The 16,144-nt window shown below is 52.6% G+C and carries 16 protein-coding genes; 8 read left to right on the top strand and 8 right to left on the bottom strand.

Annotated features, from left to right (window positions below; genetic code table 11):
- Nucleotides 1-67: 67 nt before the first annotated feature.
- The 4 genes from B0W44_RS01235 to B0W44_RS01220 form a co-directional block, all read right to left on the bottom strand.
- A complete protein-coding gene (locus B0W44_RS01235; protein ID WP_077718430.1) occupies nt 68-1,183 on the bottom strand; it encodes an NAD(P)/FAD-dependent oxidoreductase in 1,116 nt (371 codons plus the stop codon).
- Between the two features lie 96 nt (nt 1,184-1,279).
- On the bottom strand, nt 1,280-2,881 hold the full coding sequence (locus B0W44_RS01230; RefSeq protein ID WP_077718429.1) for an ABC transporter permease: 1,602 nt from the start codon (nt 2,879-2,881) through the stop codon (nt 1,280-1,282).
- Nucleotides 2,874-3,776, bottom strand: a complete 903-nt coding sequence (locus B0W44_RS01225; RefSeq protein WP_077718428.1) for an ABC transporter ATP-binding protein — start codon at nt 3,774-3,776, stop codon at nt 2,874-2,876. The genes B0W44_RS01230 and B0W44_RS01225 overlap by 8 nt, the downstream gene beginning before the upstream one ends.
- Nucleotides 3,773-4,435, bottom strand: a complete 663-nt coding sequence (locus B0W44_RS01220; protein WP_228441353.1) for a TetR/AcrR family transcriptional regulator — start codon at nt 4,433-4,435, stop codon at nt 3,773-3,775. The genes B0W44_RS01225 and B0W44_RS01220 overlap by 4 nt, the downstream gene beginning before the upstream one ends.
- 266 nt (nt 4,436-4,701) lie before the next feature.
- Here B0W44_RS01220 and B0W44_RS01215 point away from each other — a divergent pair, with 266 nt between their 5' ends.
- From B0W44_RS01215 to B0W44_RS01180, 8 genes are all read left to right on the top strand, one after another.
- The gene (locus tag B0W44_RS01215) at nt 4,702-5,079 is read left to right on the top strand and encodes a GntR family transcriptional regulator (protein WP_077718427.1); all 378 of its coding nucleotides are present in this window, start codon (nt 4,702-4,704) and stop codon (nt 5,077-5,079) included.
- Entirely contained in the window at nt 5,076-5,948 is an 873-nt protein-coding gene (locus tag B0W44_RS01210; RefSeq protein WP_077718426.1) for an ATP-binding cassette domain-containing protein, read from the top strand. The genes B0W44_RS01215 and B0W44_RS01210 overlap by 4 nt, the downstream gene beginning before the upstream one ends.
- 1 nt (nt 5,949) lies before the next feature.
- The gene (locus tag B0W44_RS01205) at nt 5,950-6,738 is read left to right on the top strand and encodes a hypothetical protein (protein ID WP_077718425.1); all 789 of its coding nucleotides are present in this window, start codon (nt 5,950-5,952) and stop codon (nt 6,736-6,738) included.
- A gap of 137 nt (nt 6,739-6,875) precedes the next feature.
- Nucleotides 6,876-7,226 carry a TM2 domain-containing protein gene (locus B0W44_RS01200; RefSeq protein WP_228441351.1) on the top strand — a complete coding sequence of 117 codons (351 nt, stop codon included), beginning with the start codon at nt 6,876-6,878 and terminating at the stop codon, nt 7,224-7,226.
- A 102-nt stretch (nt 7,227-7,328) separates the two neighbouring features.
- Nucleotides 7,329-8,105, top strand: coding sequence for a DNA/RNA nuclease SfsA (gene sfsA, locus B0W44_RS01195; protein WP_169835362.1), 777 nt, complete (start codon nt 7,329-7,331; stop codon nt 8,103-8,105).
- Complete coding sequence (locus B0W44_RS01190; RefSeq protein ID WP_228441348.1) at nt 8,086-8,643, top strand: RDD family protein; 558 nt, start codon at nt 8,086-8,088, stop codon at nt 8,641-8,643. Before sfsA ends, B0W44_RS01190 begins: the two co-directional genes overlap by 20 nt.
- A 105-nt stretch (nt 8,644-8,748) precedes the next feature.
- Nucleotides 8,749-9,246 carry a small multi-drug export protein gene (locus B0W44_RS01185; protein WP_077718423.1) on the top strand — a complete coding sequence of 166 codons (498 nt, stop codon included), beginning with the start codon at nt 8,749-8,751 and terminating at the stop codon, nt 9,244-9,246.
- A gap of 182 nt (nt 9,247-9,428) precedes the next feature.
- A complete protein-coding gene (locus B0W44_RS01180) occupies nt 9,429-10,175 on the top strand; it encodes an SIR2 family NAD-dependent protein deacylase (protein ID WP_228441345.1) in 747 nt (248 codons plus the stop codon).
- 235 nt (nt 10,176-10,410) lie between these two features.
- Here B0W44_RS01180 and glmS read toward each other — a convergent pair whose 3' ends face one another.
- From glmS to cdaA, 4 genes are all read right to left on the bottom strand, one after another.
- Nucleotides 10,411-12,240, bottom strand: coding sequence for a glutamine--fructose-6-phosphate transaminase (isomerizing) (gene glmS / locus B0W44_RS01175; RefSeq protein ID WP_077721192.1), 1,830 nt, complete (start codon nt 12,238-12,240; stop codon nt 10,411-10,413).
- Between the two features lie 427 nt (nt 12,241-12,667).
- Nucleotides 12,668-14,008 carry a phosphoglucosamine mutase gene (gene glmM / locus B0W44_RS01170; RefSeq protein ID WP_077718421.1) on the bottom strand — a complete coding sequence of 447 codons (1,341 nt, stop codon included), beginning with the start codon at nt 14,006-14,008 and terminating at the stop codon, nt 12,668-12,670.
- 15 nt (nt 14,009-14,023) lie between these two features.
- Nucleotides 14,024-15,238: a CdaR family protein gene (locus tag B0W44_RS01165; protein WP_077718420.1), complete on the bottom strand. Its 1,215-nt coding sequence runs from the start codon at nt 15,236-15,238 to the stop codon at nt 14,024-14,026.
- Nucleotides 15,231-16,046: a diadenylate cyclase CdaA gene (gene cdaA, locus B0W44_RS01160; protein WP_077718419.1), complete on the bottom strand. Its 816-nt coding sequence runs from the start codon at nt 16,044-16,046 to the stop codon at nt 15,231-15,233. The genes B0W44_RS01165 and cdaA overlap by 8 nt, the downstream gene beginning before the upstream one ends.
- Nucleotides 16,047-16,144: the final 98 nt, after the last annotated feature.

Raw genomic sequence — 16,144 nt, 5'->3', positions numbered from 1 at the left:
CCCGCGTCGCTTCTAGTAGGTGTGAATGTCCGCGCTTATGTGTTCTGAAGCTTTTCCCCCATCGACATCACTGCCCCCCAGTTCGGAACGGATTGAAAGGCTCCAAATCCACCTCTGGCTCTTCGCCTAGCGCGAGGCCCGCCGCCAGTTTCCCCGCGTAAGGCCCGATCGTCAATCCAGTCGGTCCCATGCCAGTCGCCACGACCAACCCAGGAATGTGTGGATGCGCACCGATCAACGGGAGACGCCTCAAACTCATCGGCCGAAACCCCACTCTAATGTCGTGTACCGTACCGTCAGCCAGTCCGGGCGCAACGGATAAAGCCTCGCGGAACACTTCCTCTAGCCCTCCCGCCGTCACCCGGTAGTCGAAGCCGGAACCGTCTTCCCGGGTAGCTCCGACTACAATGCGGGAATCATCAAACGCAAGCAAGTAATGGCTGCTCTCAGGAAGCACAACCGGCCAACGCGACGTGTCTGTCCCTGGCAGCCGGAGGTGCACAATCTGACCCCGTTGCGGCTCCACAGGCAGTTTCAGCTGGAACGGGTGCAACAATTCTGCTGACCAGGCTCCGGCTGCCACGACGACGGCGTCCGCTCTAATTTTCTCACCGTTTACCCGAACACCAGTGACGCCAACGCCACTCACTTCTAACTGAGCCTCTCCTGTACACTCTTTTACCCCGCGTTTTCGCGCGGATCGCTTTAAGGCTTGAGAGAGCAAACGGCCGTCAACCCTGGCCGCCCCGGTAATGTGTACGGCTGAAAGCTCCTCGTGCAAAGGCGGGAAAAGTTTTTGCACCTCTTGAGCGTCTAACCGTGAAATCTCTCCCATTTCAGGAGCGTCTTTTCGCTTCTGTCGGGCCCGCTCTTCAATCGCATCCAGCTCATCTGAATCTCGACTGACCGCCAATGCTCCGATGCGAGCATAACCGACGGCCGTCTCACCGTCTTCTTCCAACTGGGAGATGAGCGTTGCATAGTAACGTGTCCCGGTCCGGGCCAGGCGGTACCAATTGACACTCCGCCTTTTGGACAGCCACGGACACACGATCCCGGCCCCTGCCGCCGTCGCCTGTCCCTCGTCCTTTCGGTCTACGAGAAAAACGTCTGCTCCTTTACAGGCGAGGTGGTAGGCCGTGCTCGTTCCCACGATGCCCGCTCCGACTACCACAACCTTCATCCAGCCGATCCTCCCTTCTGACAAAAAACATCTAGGCTTACTGCCATATTCCTTACGAACTATTATCTCAAAAAGTCTCAAAAAGAACAGCATGGATTAACCGTCAACATCCCGCCTCCTGTAACCAGTCAATCCCACCGCCACGAGCAGGATAGCGACGGCAACAAGAACAAAACCAATTTTGTAATCCACACCTTCACCGGGAATCTCCGGAATGTGACCGTATGGCGTAAGGGTTTCAACCCAGTCCGGAAACTGGAACAACCCGCCGAGATATACGACAACAAAGGAGAAAAACAGGTAGAGCCAGACCACACTCGTCAGTCTCGGCACTGTGCCGATAAGCGACGCAGCAGCGCCAATCATGACGAGGACAGCCGGATAGTAAGCGATGGCGGCGCCGAAAACAGTGCCGAATGCAAACGGCTCTTCCATGACGGTTGTTCCTGCCGACCACAGTCCTAAAGCCGCCAGGGACAGCATGACGAACCCGTTTACAGCGGCCAGGGTCACATAGCCTGTCATCAGCCGCGTACGTGATACTGCCCCTCCCAGCACGTGTCCCATCCGGCCCTTTTTCTCTTCACTGTACAGCTTGTTCACAGTCATGACAGGGGGGATTGTGCCGAGAATGGCCATCACCGCCATCAACATCGGGATAAACTGTTCTGTCAAGGATACGCCGGGAGCAGGCGAGAGAAACTGCCGCATCATCTCATTGTCGCTAAAAAACAGCTCCAAATCGCCTAACACCGATCCGTAGGACAGTCCGATGAGCAGCATGCCGACAGCCCATGCGATCATACCCGTTCGCTGCAGCCGCAAAGCGAGCCCCGTCGGACGTCGCAACAGAGAAGACGCGTGTTTCCGGCCCGGCCGCGGCGGGAGAAATCCGGCTCCGAAATCACGCAACGCCTGCAAGTAATAGGCAGCAGCAAGCAGAAGCGCTGACGCTCCAAGGGTTAACCAAACCGCCCCCCAACGGTTGTTCGTGTACACTTCGGCCTTCGTCACCCAGCCCAGAGGCGAAAGCCACGAGATGGCGTCATTCACCACGTCACCGATGGCCCGGACGAGATAGGACAAGACGAGTAAGGTGACAGCATACCCTATCGTTGCCCGGGAACTTGCCGAAAACTGAGCAAACAAGACCGTCACTGCGGCGAAGAAGAGACCGATCGCACCGATAACCGCACCGTAAAGCAGCGACCCTTCCAGATCCATGCTGTCGAGGCGCAAGGCGTATAAGCCAAAACCGGTCAACAAAGCCAACACCACATTGGTCAAAATCATGACCGACAATGCGGCATGCACATAAGACAGGCGTCCGACCGGCAATGAACGGACCAACTCGGCTGATCCGTCTTCCTCTTCTCCCCGGGTGTGGCGAGTCACGAGCAAGATGTTCATCAATCCGACCACAACGGCGGTGAACAACAGCATTTGATGGGCTGTCATCGCGCCGATCGTATAGTGATCCAAATCCCCGGGGCCGACCATGGCCGTCATCGCTGGATTGCGCATCCCTTCCGCCATCGCATCCCGCTCTTCTTGGGTAGGATATAAATCTTTGAACGCAATAGGCACGATGAGCGTAAAAAACGTGAGGCCTGCGAGCCACAACGGAATGCGCACACGCTCTTTCCTCAAAATGAAACGGGAGAGCCTGCTACTTTTGGCAAATACCGCGTCAGCCATCCCGCCTCACCCCACTTGCTCCTTCATAGTGGCGCATAAATAAATCTTCCAACGTCGGCGGCGCACTCTCCAACTTTACAATTCCGTATTGGCTGACATATTTCATCACACGATCCAGTTCTTCCGTATCCACCTGAAAACGCATGACGCGATCCTTCCGTTCAACGTGATGCACGCCGCTTAACGCGTTTAACTCCGGAACCGGCTGCTTCGTCTCGACGAGCACGTAGGTCCGCGTTAAATGGCGCAACTCACTTAACGTTCCCGATTCAATGATTCGGCCCTGGCGAATAATGCCGACACGGTCACACACTTTCTCCACTTCCGACAAAATGTGGCTGGAAAGAAGGACGCTTTTCCCTTCTGCTTTCGCTTCCATGACGCATTCCTGGAAAACCCGTTCCATCAAAGGATCGAGGCCAGAAGTCGGTTCATCCAAAATGTACAGATCGGCATTAGAGGAGAACGCCGCCACTAATGCCACCTTTTGCCGGTTTCCTTTGGAATACGTGCCGCATTTTTTTGACGGGTCCAGCTGGAAACGCTCGATCAATTCCTCTCGTCGGTTCCTGTGCTTTTCCCCCCGCAAGGAGAGAAACAGGTCGATCACTTCTCCGCCCGTCAAGTTCGGCCACAAATTCACGTCTCCCGGCACGTAGGCGATGCGCTTGTGAATCTCTACCGCGTCTTTCCACGCGTCTTTGCCGAAAATGTTCGCCTCCCCTGCCGTCGGCTTTAACAAGCCGAGCAAGATGCGGATCGTCGTCGACTTCCCCGCTCCGTTCGGGCCGATAAAACCGAAAATTTCTCCTTCGTCCACGTCCATGTCGACACCGTCCAACGCCGTCAACTTCCCGAACTTTTTAGTCAAGTTCGTCGTCTTTAGCACCGTCACGCCTCATCCACCCCTTGTTTGTAAAAAATAGTTTTCATCACATCCATGTAGCCGTAAAACTCCTTCCAAAGGGGCTCCAGGTCGATGGACGTCATCTTCTGCCCTTTGAGCCGTGCCTTGACCTCGTTCTGATAACCGTCGATGGCCCACTGAATCAACTTGTACGCCTTTTCCACACCGACATCATCGCGGAATAACCCCGTGTCGACGTTGGCGTACATTTTCTCGTACCCCAGTTTTTCCAACGCTTCAATCCGCGTTTTTATATCGTCGGGGAGTTCCGATTCCCGCGTCAGCATGACAGTCCCCATAAAATTGAACACGCCGGGTTTGTCCTTCATCACCTGCAACTTTAATCGGGCCATCTGCCTCATGCGTTCAATAAAATCGGTTTCATGCATGTCAATGCGCGCTAGAAAATCATTCTGTATCACCTTCACACTGTAGTCGAACAAATATTGGTACAGTCCTTTTTTGTTGTTGAAGTAGTAAAAGAGCATTCCCTTCCCGATCCCGGCCTCTTTGACAATCCGGTTGGTGGAAGCTTGAGCGAATCCGTTCTCGGCAAATTCTTGCAGCGCCGCATTTAAAATCCTTTTTTTCTTCCCTTCGTCCAGACTCTCAAATTTTTCCGTCGCCATTTCCGCTACTTCCTCCATTAGGTGAATATCCTCCACTGTCCACCGATTAGACCAGTATGGTCGATTCCAGTGTAACACGGCCGACCATACTGGTCAATAATTTGTTCCTCTACTGAACGAATAACTACACACAACGTCCCGCACATGAGGAACACAACGAAAAAATGAACCCGTGTTGTGAAATCATTAAAAATGTCCTTGACAAAGCAGCCCCTTTCCTGTACGGTTATATACATGAGTATATAACCAGTTAAGTGTGGAACTGACCAAAGGGGGATCCCCCGTTGAACCACCATTTTGACAAGCATAAACCGATTTACTTGCAAATACGGGAAAAAATTGAAGATCAAATTTTGAACGACCAGCTGCAGGAAGGCGATCAGGCTCCTTCGACCAATCAACTCGTCCATTTTTACAAAGTCAACCACGCCACAGTGTCGAAAGGGGTCCACCAACTGGTCGAGGAAGGCATTTTGTTCAAAAAGCGGGGAATCGGCATGTTTGTAGCAGAAGGGGCAAAAGAAAGAGTGATCCAAAAAAGAAAAAAGACGTTCGTGGAAGACTACGTCGTCGGTTTCGTAAGGGAAGCCAACAAATTAGGGTTATCGGACAACGAAATCATCGAGCTGATTAAACAGGTGAAAGGGCGTGATGCCAAATGACGCTTGAGGTCGAAGTGAACGACGTTTCTCTAAAATACAGACGTGTCGAAGCACTCAAACATGTATCATTTCAACTGGAAGGCGGGAAAATATACGGCCTCCTCGGAAGAAACGGGGCCGGAAAAACGTCCCTGCTGTCGCTGTTAGCCTCCTTTCGGGAACCGACGGAAGGGTCGATCCGCATCGATGGGGAAAATCCTTTTGAAAACACGCGTGTGATGCAAAATGTGTCCTTCATTTACCAGATGGACTACAGCGACGAAACAGAAAAAGTCAATTCGATGCTGAAATTCGTCGAAAGATACCGCCCACACTTTGACAGGGACTACGCCCTCCATCTCGCAAAGCGTTTCAATCTCCCTTTAGACAAAGCTGTTAACAAGCTTTCCAAAGGGATGCAGTCGGCATTTAATGCCACAATTGGATTGGCCAGCCGGTCTCCTTTAACGATTTTTGATGAAGCGTATCTCGGTATGGATGCACCGACAAGGGACATTTTATATCAAGAATTGCTTGAAGATCAAGGACGTTACCCTAGGACCGTGATTGTATCCACCCATCTCGTATCGGAAATGGATTATTTATTTGATGAAATCTTGATCATTCACCGGGGGTCTCTTATTCTGCATGAAGCGTATGAAACGTTAGTTTCCAGGGGAGCCTCCATTACGGGACCCGCTGACGAAGTCGACCATTTTGTCGGGGGTTTAAAGAAGCTGAACGAACAACGTTTAGGGAACACGAAAAGCGTAACCGTGTACGGAGAGTTAAGCGAGGAACAGAAAAAAGATGCACAGCAAAAAGGATTAGAAGTCGGTCCCGTGTCTCTTCAAGATTTGTTTATCTATTTGACAGGGGAGGAAAATTAAGTTGAAGTCGAAATCAAACGCCTTGAAAGTAGCAATAGATCTGTTTTTAGAACAAATGGGATGGACGTTATGGTTTCTCGGGATTTTACTCATCATTCATGTCGTGAGAATCTTTAATTCCATCTATGCCGGAAAAGACCTTGAACATTTCTTTCTTTCGTCCTATTATGCCGCCGACATTTACATGCTGGTGATCGGGATTATTATAGGTTACGGATTTTATCCGTTTTTTGTCAAACACGGCGTTACGCGAAAAGATGTCTTTAGAGGCGGGGTGTTGGCTGCAGGTTTACTTTCAGCCGCAATCGTTCTGACAGCGGCGGTGATAACGGCGGCAGAGTACTCTGTCGTGAACATCGCGAACCTCCCCCTTCATTTAAACAGTACGCTCGAATTTACAGAAGGCGTGGACGACGACGTCATAGGAAATCTTGTACTGCTAATTGTTCTGGGCCCTCTTGTCGACTTCAGCAGTCACGGGCTCCTGTCACTGTTCGTTTACATGACGAACATCTTCACTTCTTACGTCATCGGGTGGTTCATCAGTGCTGTGTTCTACCGGTACGGTTGGACGATGGGGCTCGGGTCTATCGTGCTTGCGACGCTCTTTTTCCTTATTCGCGGTCTCGTGTGGGGAGGAGATGTGGCGAGGGAGTTGGCCGCCGACTGGGTGCCGCCTGCCATTTTGGAACTGCCCCTTTACGGATCTGTCGCTGGAACGATTGTGTTGATCGGAGGCATTTTATGGCTGATCCGGTTACTGACACAGAGGGTCACGATTAAACTGTAACGAAACCAAACGAATGCGTGGCATCTGCCGACTGGCAATGCCGCTGTTTGCTAACACGCTGTCATCCGGTAGTGTACCTTGACTTTCATACAGTATCCCTCGATAATAATGGCGTATGATGTCAAAGGAGAGGAACCGTGTCGAACGTCGAATTGAAACAGCAGTTGGATGAAAAGCAGTTAGCGATCGTACAGAGCGAAATGGAACACAGAAAAAAGTCGACGGTGATCGCCTATTTGTTGTGGTTCTTCCTTGGGTCACTAGGCGCACACCGCTTCTACGTCCGCAAATTTGGAACGGCCGTGACAATCCTCATCCTCGACCTTTTGGGATGGGCCACCGTTTGGATTTTCGGACTCGGTCTTATTTTCCTCATTCCGGTAGGCATCTGGCTGATCATCGATGCTTTCTTGCTCCACGGGATTGTCAGCCGGCTGAACCAGCAGATTGAAAGGGACATTTTGCAACAAGTGTTGCATCAGACATAACACCTTTAAGGGCAACTTCCCCGGTGTCATGACGGGGTTATTTGAGGTATCGAGACCGATCAGCATCGGCAACACATCGCCGCACCGTTCATAAAATTTAAGGTGATTCGATTGTACACATCCGAAATCAGGTTGTCACGAGATCATGATCTCAGAAAAGCGCGTTTCATCGAACGGCCAAACCGCTTTCTCATCCTCTGTCAATTGGAAGGAGAGAGCGCCAATGACGGGTACGCAAACGGTCCAGTAGTGGAGGCCCACCTCCCGGACCCAGGGCGGATGAACGAACTGCTGGTACCCGGGAGGCACATCTGGCTCAAGCCTTCCAAAAACCCCGCCCGAAAAACGAAGTGGACCGCCGTGTTGACGGAAGTACCTGAATCCAGGACGCTCGTTTCCATTGACGCCACTCTGCCCAATCGCCTCATCGCCGATGCGCTGGCCAAGGAGAGTCTGTCCGAGTTAACCGGATGGAAACTGGATCGCCAGGAAGCCAAAATAGGAGATTCCCGCTTTGATTTTCTGCTGGAAGATGCCGATGGACGAAAAATGGCGCTGGAAGTAAAAAGTGTCACCTTGGTGCAAGGCGGAATCGGACTGTTCCCCGACGCGGTAACAGCGCGAGGCGCCCGGCACGTCCGGGAGTTGGCGGACCTGTGCCGAAAGACGAGCTGGGAAGCGGCGGTTCTCTTTGTCGGTCAGCGGAAGGATATTGAGCGCATCCGTCCGGCAGCCGACATCGACCCGGTGTTTGCAGACACACTGGCAGAAGCCTACCAGGCCGGCGTGCGCTTGATCGCTCGCCGCTGCCAAGTCACACGCCATTCGGTTATACTGGATCAAGCCGTTCCCGTTGAGATTGAAGGAAGACAGACGTAAGGTTGTGGATACCGTCATGAATGCGACCTTTTGGCTTCGATTTAAAGCTTTCGTCATCGATTATGTGCTCATTCTCGCCTATTTAGCCCTGCTTTTAGTGCTGAGTCTGTTTCTCTTGCCTTCCGTGCAGGAATGGTTCAAACAGTCACTCATCGTCGCTCAGTTTGCTGGGTTTATCGTCGTCACATTGCCCGTATCGCTCTATTTCATGATCAGCGACTCGGCTATAGGCCGGCAGTCCTTCGGGAAAAAGAGGGTGGGTATTCAAGTTGTGGACAAAAACGGGGCTGCCCTTTCGCTGGGACACAGTACCCTTCGGACAATCTTAAAGTTTTTGCCGTGGGAGCTGTCGCATTACTTCGTTTACCGAATCACACATGTTGAGGATGGCGAAATGCCACTGCACCACGTCTTAACTGGCGGACTCATCTACATCCTCATCCTTGTTTATATACTGTCAGCCATTTTCACGAAAAGGAAGCAATCTCTGTACGACCTGATAGCCAAAACACAGGTGGTCAAAATCTCCCCCAAATGAAGCAGCAACCTTCAGTATTTGTTCACACGTTGTCAATGGCCACCGTCAAAGGGACCACTTACACTGTTTTTGTGAATGCATAAGGCAACGCGAGGAGGAACTCTATTGAGCGTCTATGTGGCCCATCTCATCATTTTTCTAGTTGCCGCGATTCCGTTTTTTGAAGTATTAGCCGTGATTCCATTGGGAATTGCCGCCGGTTTAAACCCTTTAACCGTAACCCTTGTGGCATTTTGGGGGAACATGGTCACGATTTACCTCTTAATTCTTTTCATCGACCACATCCAAACATGGCGGAAACAACGCAAGGAAAGGCAAGGCAAAACGTCTCCACAGAAGCGACAAGCACGTGCAGAGAAAATATGGAAAAAATACGGTCTGCCCGGGTTAGCGCTCCTTTCCCCGATCTTGATAGGCAGTCACCTCGGTGCCGTATTAGCCATGGGATTTGGGGGAACGAAACAACAGATAACGTTTTGGATGACGGTCAGCATTCTAGCATGGTCCGCTATCATCGGGGTTGCCTCTTATTACGGGATCGACTTCTTTTATGACAGAATGGGGAGAGACGGATTTTTGGAACCGCTTCTCGAGACAGAGTGAATGCAGCTCAAGCTTGACGGAGAACAAGACGGAAGACTCGTGACATCCCCTCAACAGACCGTACCTGTCATTTAACAGCTTCGGATTCGTTCTTCAAATTTCTCCCGATTTTGCCGTCATTGACCGAAAAGTGATATAGAGGAAATGGTGAGTGTTCCGGTATGGGAAAGGATGGAGATGCGGTGTCATTCAAAGCCGACGCGGATGATTCCAAAGAAACGGGCACTTTAGCTGACTGGCTCCAACACGCCACTCATGCGACGATCCTGACAGGAGCGGGAATGTCGACCGAATCTGACATCCCGGACTTCCGGTCCAAAGAGGGATGGTGGAACAGAGTCGACCCGAGGACGGTTGCCACACCCGAAGCTCTGCAAAATCATTACGATTTATTCCACGAATTTTATGCCATGCGCATCAAAAGAATAAAATCCTGTACACCTCACACTGGTTACAACATACTGGCGGATTGGGAGAAAAACGGCCTTATTCAAGCCATTTCAACACAAAATGTCGACGGGTTTCACACCAGAGCCGGTAACGAACACGTTTACGAACTGCACGGCTCCCTCCATCAATTCCGGTGTGCCCACTGCGCCAGACCAAGCAGTGAAAAACAATTTTTAAACAAAGAGAACTGTCAACACTGTGGTGGTCACCTGCGTCCGGGAGTCGTCCTGTTTGGTGAGACGCTCCCCGAAGACAGCTGGAAGGCGTCACTCGCGCACATTCGTCGATCAGATCTCGTCATCGTCATTGGCACCAGTCTCAAAGTCTACCCTGCAAGCGAACTCCCCAATATGACAGAAGGTAAGACTGTCTACATCAATGCTGAAGTAGATCATCCGAACACCCGCTTTGACCTTGTTATTAAAGGGAAAGCTGGAGAAGTGCTGCAACAAGTCAATGCGTTCGTCACCAGCACGTAACTTTTAAAGGCTGAACTTAAGGTTGGAAGACAAAGGTGGGTGAAACGGATCAGATGCTGAACAGGCAGTCATCTGCAGTAAGAATCAATGGTGTCATCAAAAGTAGATCAATATGTTTTCAAACAAAATCCCCTTTGGACCAAACACATCCAAAAGGGAAAAATTCGCAATTTTTAAAACATGTCGGCGCATCGTGAATCCACATGTCGCAGGACAGCGTTTTTCTCCCTTCCTCTTACTCCACTGTCACACTTTTGGCCAGATTTCTCGGCTTATCTACGTCGTTGCCGCGAAGGACGGCAGTGTAGTACGCGAGGAGTTGCAGGAGAACGACGGACAGCGGCGGGGTCAACAGCGGGTGGACATCCGGAATTTCCAGTAGGTCGTCAACAGACGAATCGAGTTCGCCATTCCCCTCCGTCCGCAGCCCGATGACGTAGGCGCCGCGCGCTTTCACTTCTTTCACGTTACTCAATGTTTTCCCGAACAACGCCCGTTGAGTGGCCAGGGCGATCACCGGGGTACCTTCTTCGATCAGGGCAAGGGTGCCGTGTTTCAGTTCTCCGGCCGCGTAAGCCTCGGAGTGGATATACGAGATTTCCTTCAGTTTCAACGAGCCTTCCAAACTGACGGCGTAGTCGAGACCGCGGCCGATGTAGAACACGTGCGCGTGGCGCGCAATCTTCCGTGCCATCTCCCGAAGTTTTCCCGCTTGTGCGAGGAGTCTCTCGGCCTGTTCCGGCAATTGCCGCAGTTGGACAGCCAGTGCCCTCAGCTGTTCCTGGGGCAGCGCTCCCCTCACCCGGGCAAAGTGAAGGGCTATCAGGTAAAAGGCGATCAGCTGGGACGTGTACGCTTTGGTCGAAGCGACGGCGATCTCCGGTCCGGCCCACGTGTACAGGACGTCGTCGGCTTCCCGGGCGATGGAACTGCCGACGACGTTCGTAATGGCCAAAACGCGAGCACCGTTTCGCTGGGCTTCGCGCAAGGCAGCCAACGTATCGGCGGTTTCCCCGGACTGGCTGACGACGATGACAAGGGTGTTCTCCGTGAAGATGGGGCCTTTGTACCGGTACTCAGACGCGATGTCCCACTCCACAGGTACACGAACAAGCTGTTCCAACAGCCCTTTCCCGACCATCCCCGCATACGATGCCGTCCCGCATGCCACGATGTGAACGCGGTCAATGTCGCATACGTTCCGGTCACTAAACGTCAGCTCGGCCCGGATGTCGACGTTGCCGTTTTCGTCTATGCGACCTCCTAGCGTGTCTCGAATGGCCTGGGGTTGCTCGTAGATTTCTTTTTGCATGAAATGATCGAAGCCGCCCCGTTCCGCTTGGGCGACATCCCACTTAACTCCTTGGACATTTCGCCGAATCGGGGTGCCGTCCGTCGTCAAAAGCTGGACGTTGTCCTTCGTGAGAACGGCCATTTCACCGTCTTCCAGGACGTACACATGACGCGTGTAAGGAAGCAAGGCCGGTATGTCAGAAGCAACATAGTGTTCACCATTTCCCACGCCGACGACAAGGGGACTGGCCTGGCGCACGGCAATCACGCGATCCGGTTCATACTCCGTCACAATCGCCAGCGCGAAAGCCCCTTCCAGTCGTTTGACAGCCTGCTGGACAGCGGTGACCATATCCCCGTCATACAGATCGGCCAGCAAGTGGGCAATGACTTCCGTGTCTGTATCTGAGACGAACGTGTGCCCTTTAGACGTCAACTCCTCTTTTAAGGGCAAGTAGTTTTCGATAATCCCGTTGTGGACGACAGCAATCTTCTCGGTATTGTCCACGTGCGGGTGTGCATTGTGGTCAGACGGCTTGCCGTGGGTCGCCCAGCGCGTGTGGCCGACACCGACCTTTCCGGGCAGGCGCTGCCTTTCCAACATTCCCTCCAGCGCAGCGAGACGCCCTTCTGTCTTCTTCACTTGGATGCGTTCCCCGTTGTAAACGGCCACTCCGGCTGAATCGTAGCCGCGGTACTCCAATTTCTTCAGCCCTGCCGTCAAAATGTCTTGGGCTTCCTTGTTTCCAATATATCCGACTATGCCACACACAAGTTTCATGTCTCCCTTCCGAAAAAGGGCGCAGAAACCCCGTGGCACGGGGCTCCAACGCCCCGTCACTTCCATCGCTGTCTTTTGGTGTTGCCGGATGTTGGCGGTTTTGTTCGGTAAGTCGCCTTACCGGTTTGTCCGCGAACTTCGACTTCCGGTCAAGCCGGGGGGTACCCGCCGAATGACTCGAATGTCCCCCTCCTCGTCAACTGCCACTTTAACGTCCATGGCAGTTCAGGCGCTTCAAAATTTAATACTTGCTACCCTCACTTTCTCTTCTAGAATGAACAATAAAATCTTACTAAAAAGCGTTCCACCTGTAAAGAAGTTCCTCTAAAATTGGCTTATCGTTTAGCCAAAATAGAGGAACATACCACAACATATGCGGAACATTGAAACCCGTGCCTACGTCGCGAGCGGGTGCGTCTCAGCTCAACTCCCTTTGAATGACGTCGGCAATGTACGCAACGTGCGACTTCAGCTCATGTTCGTCGGGTCCTTCCGCCATAACTCGGATGACCGGTTCCGTACCAGAAGGACGTACTAACACCCGCCCGTTACTGCCGAGGGCCTCCTCAACTTTGTCAACGGCAGCGCGAATAGCGCTGTTTCTGTCCCAGCCGTTCTTTTCTTTCACTCGCACGTTAACCATGTGCTGCGGATACTTTTGCATGATACGCGCCAACTCGGACAAGGGCTCTTGTCTTTCCGTCAAGACGTTCACCAGCTGAACGGCAGTCAACATCCCGTCGCCTGTCGTGCCGTGGTCGAGAAAGATGATGTGCCCGGACTGTTCGCCGCCCAAGTTAAATCCGCCTTTGCGCATTTCCTCCATGACATAGCGGTCTCCGACTTTCGTCTGGACGGTTTTGATCTGACGGGCAGCTGCCGCTTTGTGCAGGCCGATGTTACTCATGACTGTGGTGACGAGGGTATCGCGGGCGAGTTTGCCTTGTGCTTGTAAATGTGTGGCGAGAATGCACATGATGCCATCGCCGTCTATGACCTTCCCCTTCTCGTCTACAGCGATGAGGCGGTCGGCATCGCCGTCAAAGGCAAGGCCGAGATCCGCCTTCTCCCGGACAACCGCTTTCTGCAGCCCTTCCGGATGAGTCGATCCGCAATTGACATTAATGTTGATACCGTCGGGATTTCCGCCAATGACGACCACGTCAGCTCCCAACTGGCGAAACAGTTCGGGCGCCAAATGTGAGGCAGCACCGTGTGCACAGTCCAGTACGATCTTCATTCCGTCCAAGCGGTGCTCAATCGTCTGATTCAGATGGGCCAAGTAAGCCTGTTTGAGTTCCGGACGTTCTGCCAGTCTGCCGACGTCCCCCCCTACCGGACGGGGGAGGCGGTCGATTTCCTCGTCCAACAGCTCTTCAATTTCCTGCTCCTTCTCATCCAGCAGCTTAAATCCGTCCCGGCCGAAAAACTTGATGCCGTTATCTTCGACCGGGTTATGGGACGCCGAAATCATCACCCCTGCGTCGGCGCCAACATGCCGCGTCAAAAAAGCGACTCCTGGCGTCGTCACCACGCCGAGCAACATGACGTCGGCTCCGATGGAAAGCATCCCGGAGACGAGTGCCGCTTGCAACATGTGGCCGGAAATGCGGGGGTCTCGGCCGACGACGATTTTCGGCCGCTCTGCATTCTCCGTCAGGATGTAGGCCCCAGCCCTCCCCAGTTGATATGCCAATTCAGGCGTCAGTTCTGCATTGGCAATGCCGCGGACACCGTCTGTCCCAAAGTATTTTCCCACTCGTTTTTCTCCTCTCTATGTATCGTTCTTCAGTTCTATTTGTATGCTCGCGGTTTCCACCGCTTGTATAAAGGGGGGTAAGTCGAATTGGACCTCCACTTCATGAACGCCTGACTTTAAGTCGGAAACGTTGACATACGCCTCGACATCACGTCTGTCTACCTCATTTAAGCGTTCCGGTGAGCCTTCCAGTGTGACGGACACGGTGCCATCTTCGTCTGACACCACATTTGCCTGCTTATCGTCCGGTAAACCGCGCACTTTTACAGGTATGTTCTCAAGCACTTTCCGCTCCGCTCGACGTACGTCAACGTCTATCGTCACCGTCTCCGGTTCTACGCGGTTTACCCCTTCTATTAACGGGATTTTCACCTCAAACGTTCTATCTTTGGACACGCCGGAAAGGTCGAGGGCGGGGCCGGGATACACGTCCAGTTGATCGATGACGTCTTTGTTCCCATAGACGGTAAAGCGATTGTCCTTAACGGCCAAGTTGTGAATACTGTAGCCGTCAGCCGGAAATTCCTTCACTTGAGGACGAAGCGGAACTTCAGTTGACGGACTCACAATCGGCACTTTGACATCGGCCTCCGGTTCCACCACTTCGACGTCTTCCAACACGTCTCCCGCCCCGCTGTAAGCTTTAAGCTCAACAGTCTCGCGTATCGTCTCCGTTTGACCGCTAATGTTGACAACGGCTTTGACAAGTTCAACGTCCTCCAGCCGCGCTTCACTGGCCCGGACGAGCACTCTGTCCGGGGAGACGCGGGGTGTGCCCAATGTGTACCCTTCGGCAGGTTGACCGACTGTTTCGATCTGGACGTCCACTTCTTTCTGTTGTTTCTCTTCGATGACGACTCTGACGCTCGACGGCTCTGTCACGTAATCTATCCCTTCGGGCAACCCTTCCACCTTCACCGGTACATTTCGGTGAACGCCAGTGCCGTATGGGGTCAAATCAACATAAGCGCGGTAATTTCCGACGACAACTCGGTTTAACAAAAATGAACTCCCCCGCAACGTCAAATTCACCGTTTGCGGCATATCCACCACGACATACCGATCCCCGTCTATGTGGGCATCCAGCGCCACATTGCGAATGACCGTCGCCGTCGTTTGATTCGCCGGCTGTCTGCCCAACGGCGTGTCGTTCACGGCGATGTACAACAAAATCGCCAAACCGACCGACATGATTTTGACGAAGGTATTGCTCTTCAGCCACTTATCCACTGTGGCGGTCCCCCCCTTTCCACTGCCAGAACTGACTGTTGCGGGAGGGTTTCAGTTCACTGTACAGCTTGTCGAGCAACGTTTCCTCCGTTAAACCGCGCGTAATTTCTCCGTTGACCGCCACGGAAATTTGCCCCGTTTCCTCCGACACCATCACGGAAATGCAGTCGGAAATTTCACTCATACCGATTCCTGCCCGGTGACGTGTCCCCAGTTCCTTGCTTATAAAGGGGTTATCAGTCAACGGCAGATAACATCCCGCAGCCATAATCTTGTCTTCGCGGATGATCACGGCGCCGTCGTGGAGGGGGGTGTTAGGAACAAAGATGTTGATGAGGAGTTCCGAGCTGGTGTCGGCATTCATCGTAATACCCGTCTCGATATAGTCCATGATGCCGGTTTCTCGTTCAATCACGATCAGGGCCCCAATCCGTTGTCGGGCTAAGTAGCTGACGCCTTTGACGACATCGCCGACCAGTTTCGTGACCCGCTGCTCCTCAAGGGTCTGACTGCGGCCAAAGAAACGTCCTCGTCCCAGTTGTTCCAGGGCTCGCCTCAGTTCAGGCTGGAAAATGATCAGCACCACGAGGACACCGAATGTAAACACTTGTTCCATCATCCAGCGCAACGTTTGCAGATTCAAAAAGGTGCTGAGCACCCAGGCGAGGATGACGACGATAATCCCTTTCAAGAGTTGAACCGCACGTGTCCCCCGAATCAGCATTAACAATTTATAGATGACGTAACTGACGATGAGTATGTCGACGACGTCGTTGACATACTCGGTGAGCCCCAACAACCAGTCCATGAAAAAACCCCCTGGCACACAACCGACTGCCTCTCTGTTCTATCTATACCTATAGAGTACTAAAGACGCACTGTTGACGCAATGAATCCCTTATGGCA

Source organism: Novibacillus thermophilus, from assembly GCF_002005165.1.
GTDB lineage: Bacteria > Bacillota > Bacilli > Thermoactinomycetales > Novibacillaceae > Novibacillus > Novibacillus thermophilus.
Note: the sequence above shows the minus strand (reverse complement) of the source record. Positions and strands in the feature narration are given on the sequence as shown.

What these genes read in the sequence shown, in the direction of transcription:
- B0W44_RS01230 (WP_077718429.1), bottom strand. Translation starts at nt 2,881, where the DNA reads ATGGCTGACGCGGTATTTGCCAAAAGTAGCAGGCTCTCCCGTTTCATT.
- B0W44_RS01235 (WP_077718430.1), bottom strand. Translation starts at nt 1,183, where the DNA reads ATGAAGGTTGTGGTAGTCGGAGCGGGCATCGTGGGAACGAGCACGGCC.
- B0W44_RS01210 (WP_077718426.1), top strand. Translation starts at nt 5,076, where the DNA reads ATGACGCTTGAGGTCGAAGTGAACGACGTTTCTCTAAAATACAGACGT.
- cdaA (WP_077718419.1), bottom strand. Translation starts at nt 16,046, where the DNA reads ATGGACTGGTTGTTGGGGCTCACCGAGTATGTCAACGACGTCGTCGAC.
- B0W44_RS01220 (WP_228441353.1), bottom strand. Translation starts at nt 4,435, where the DNA reads ATGGAGGAAGTAGCGGAAATGGCGACGGAAAAATTTGAGAGTCTGGAC.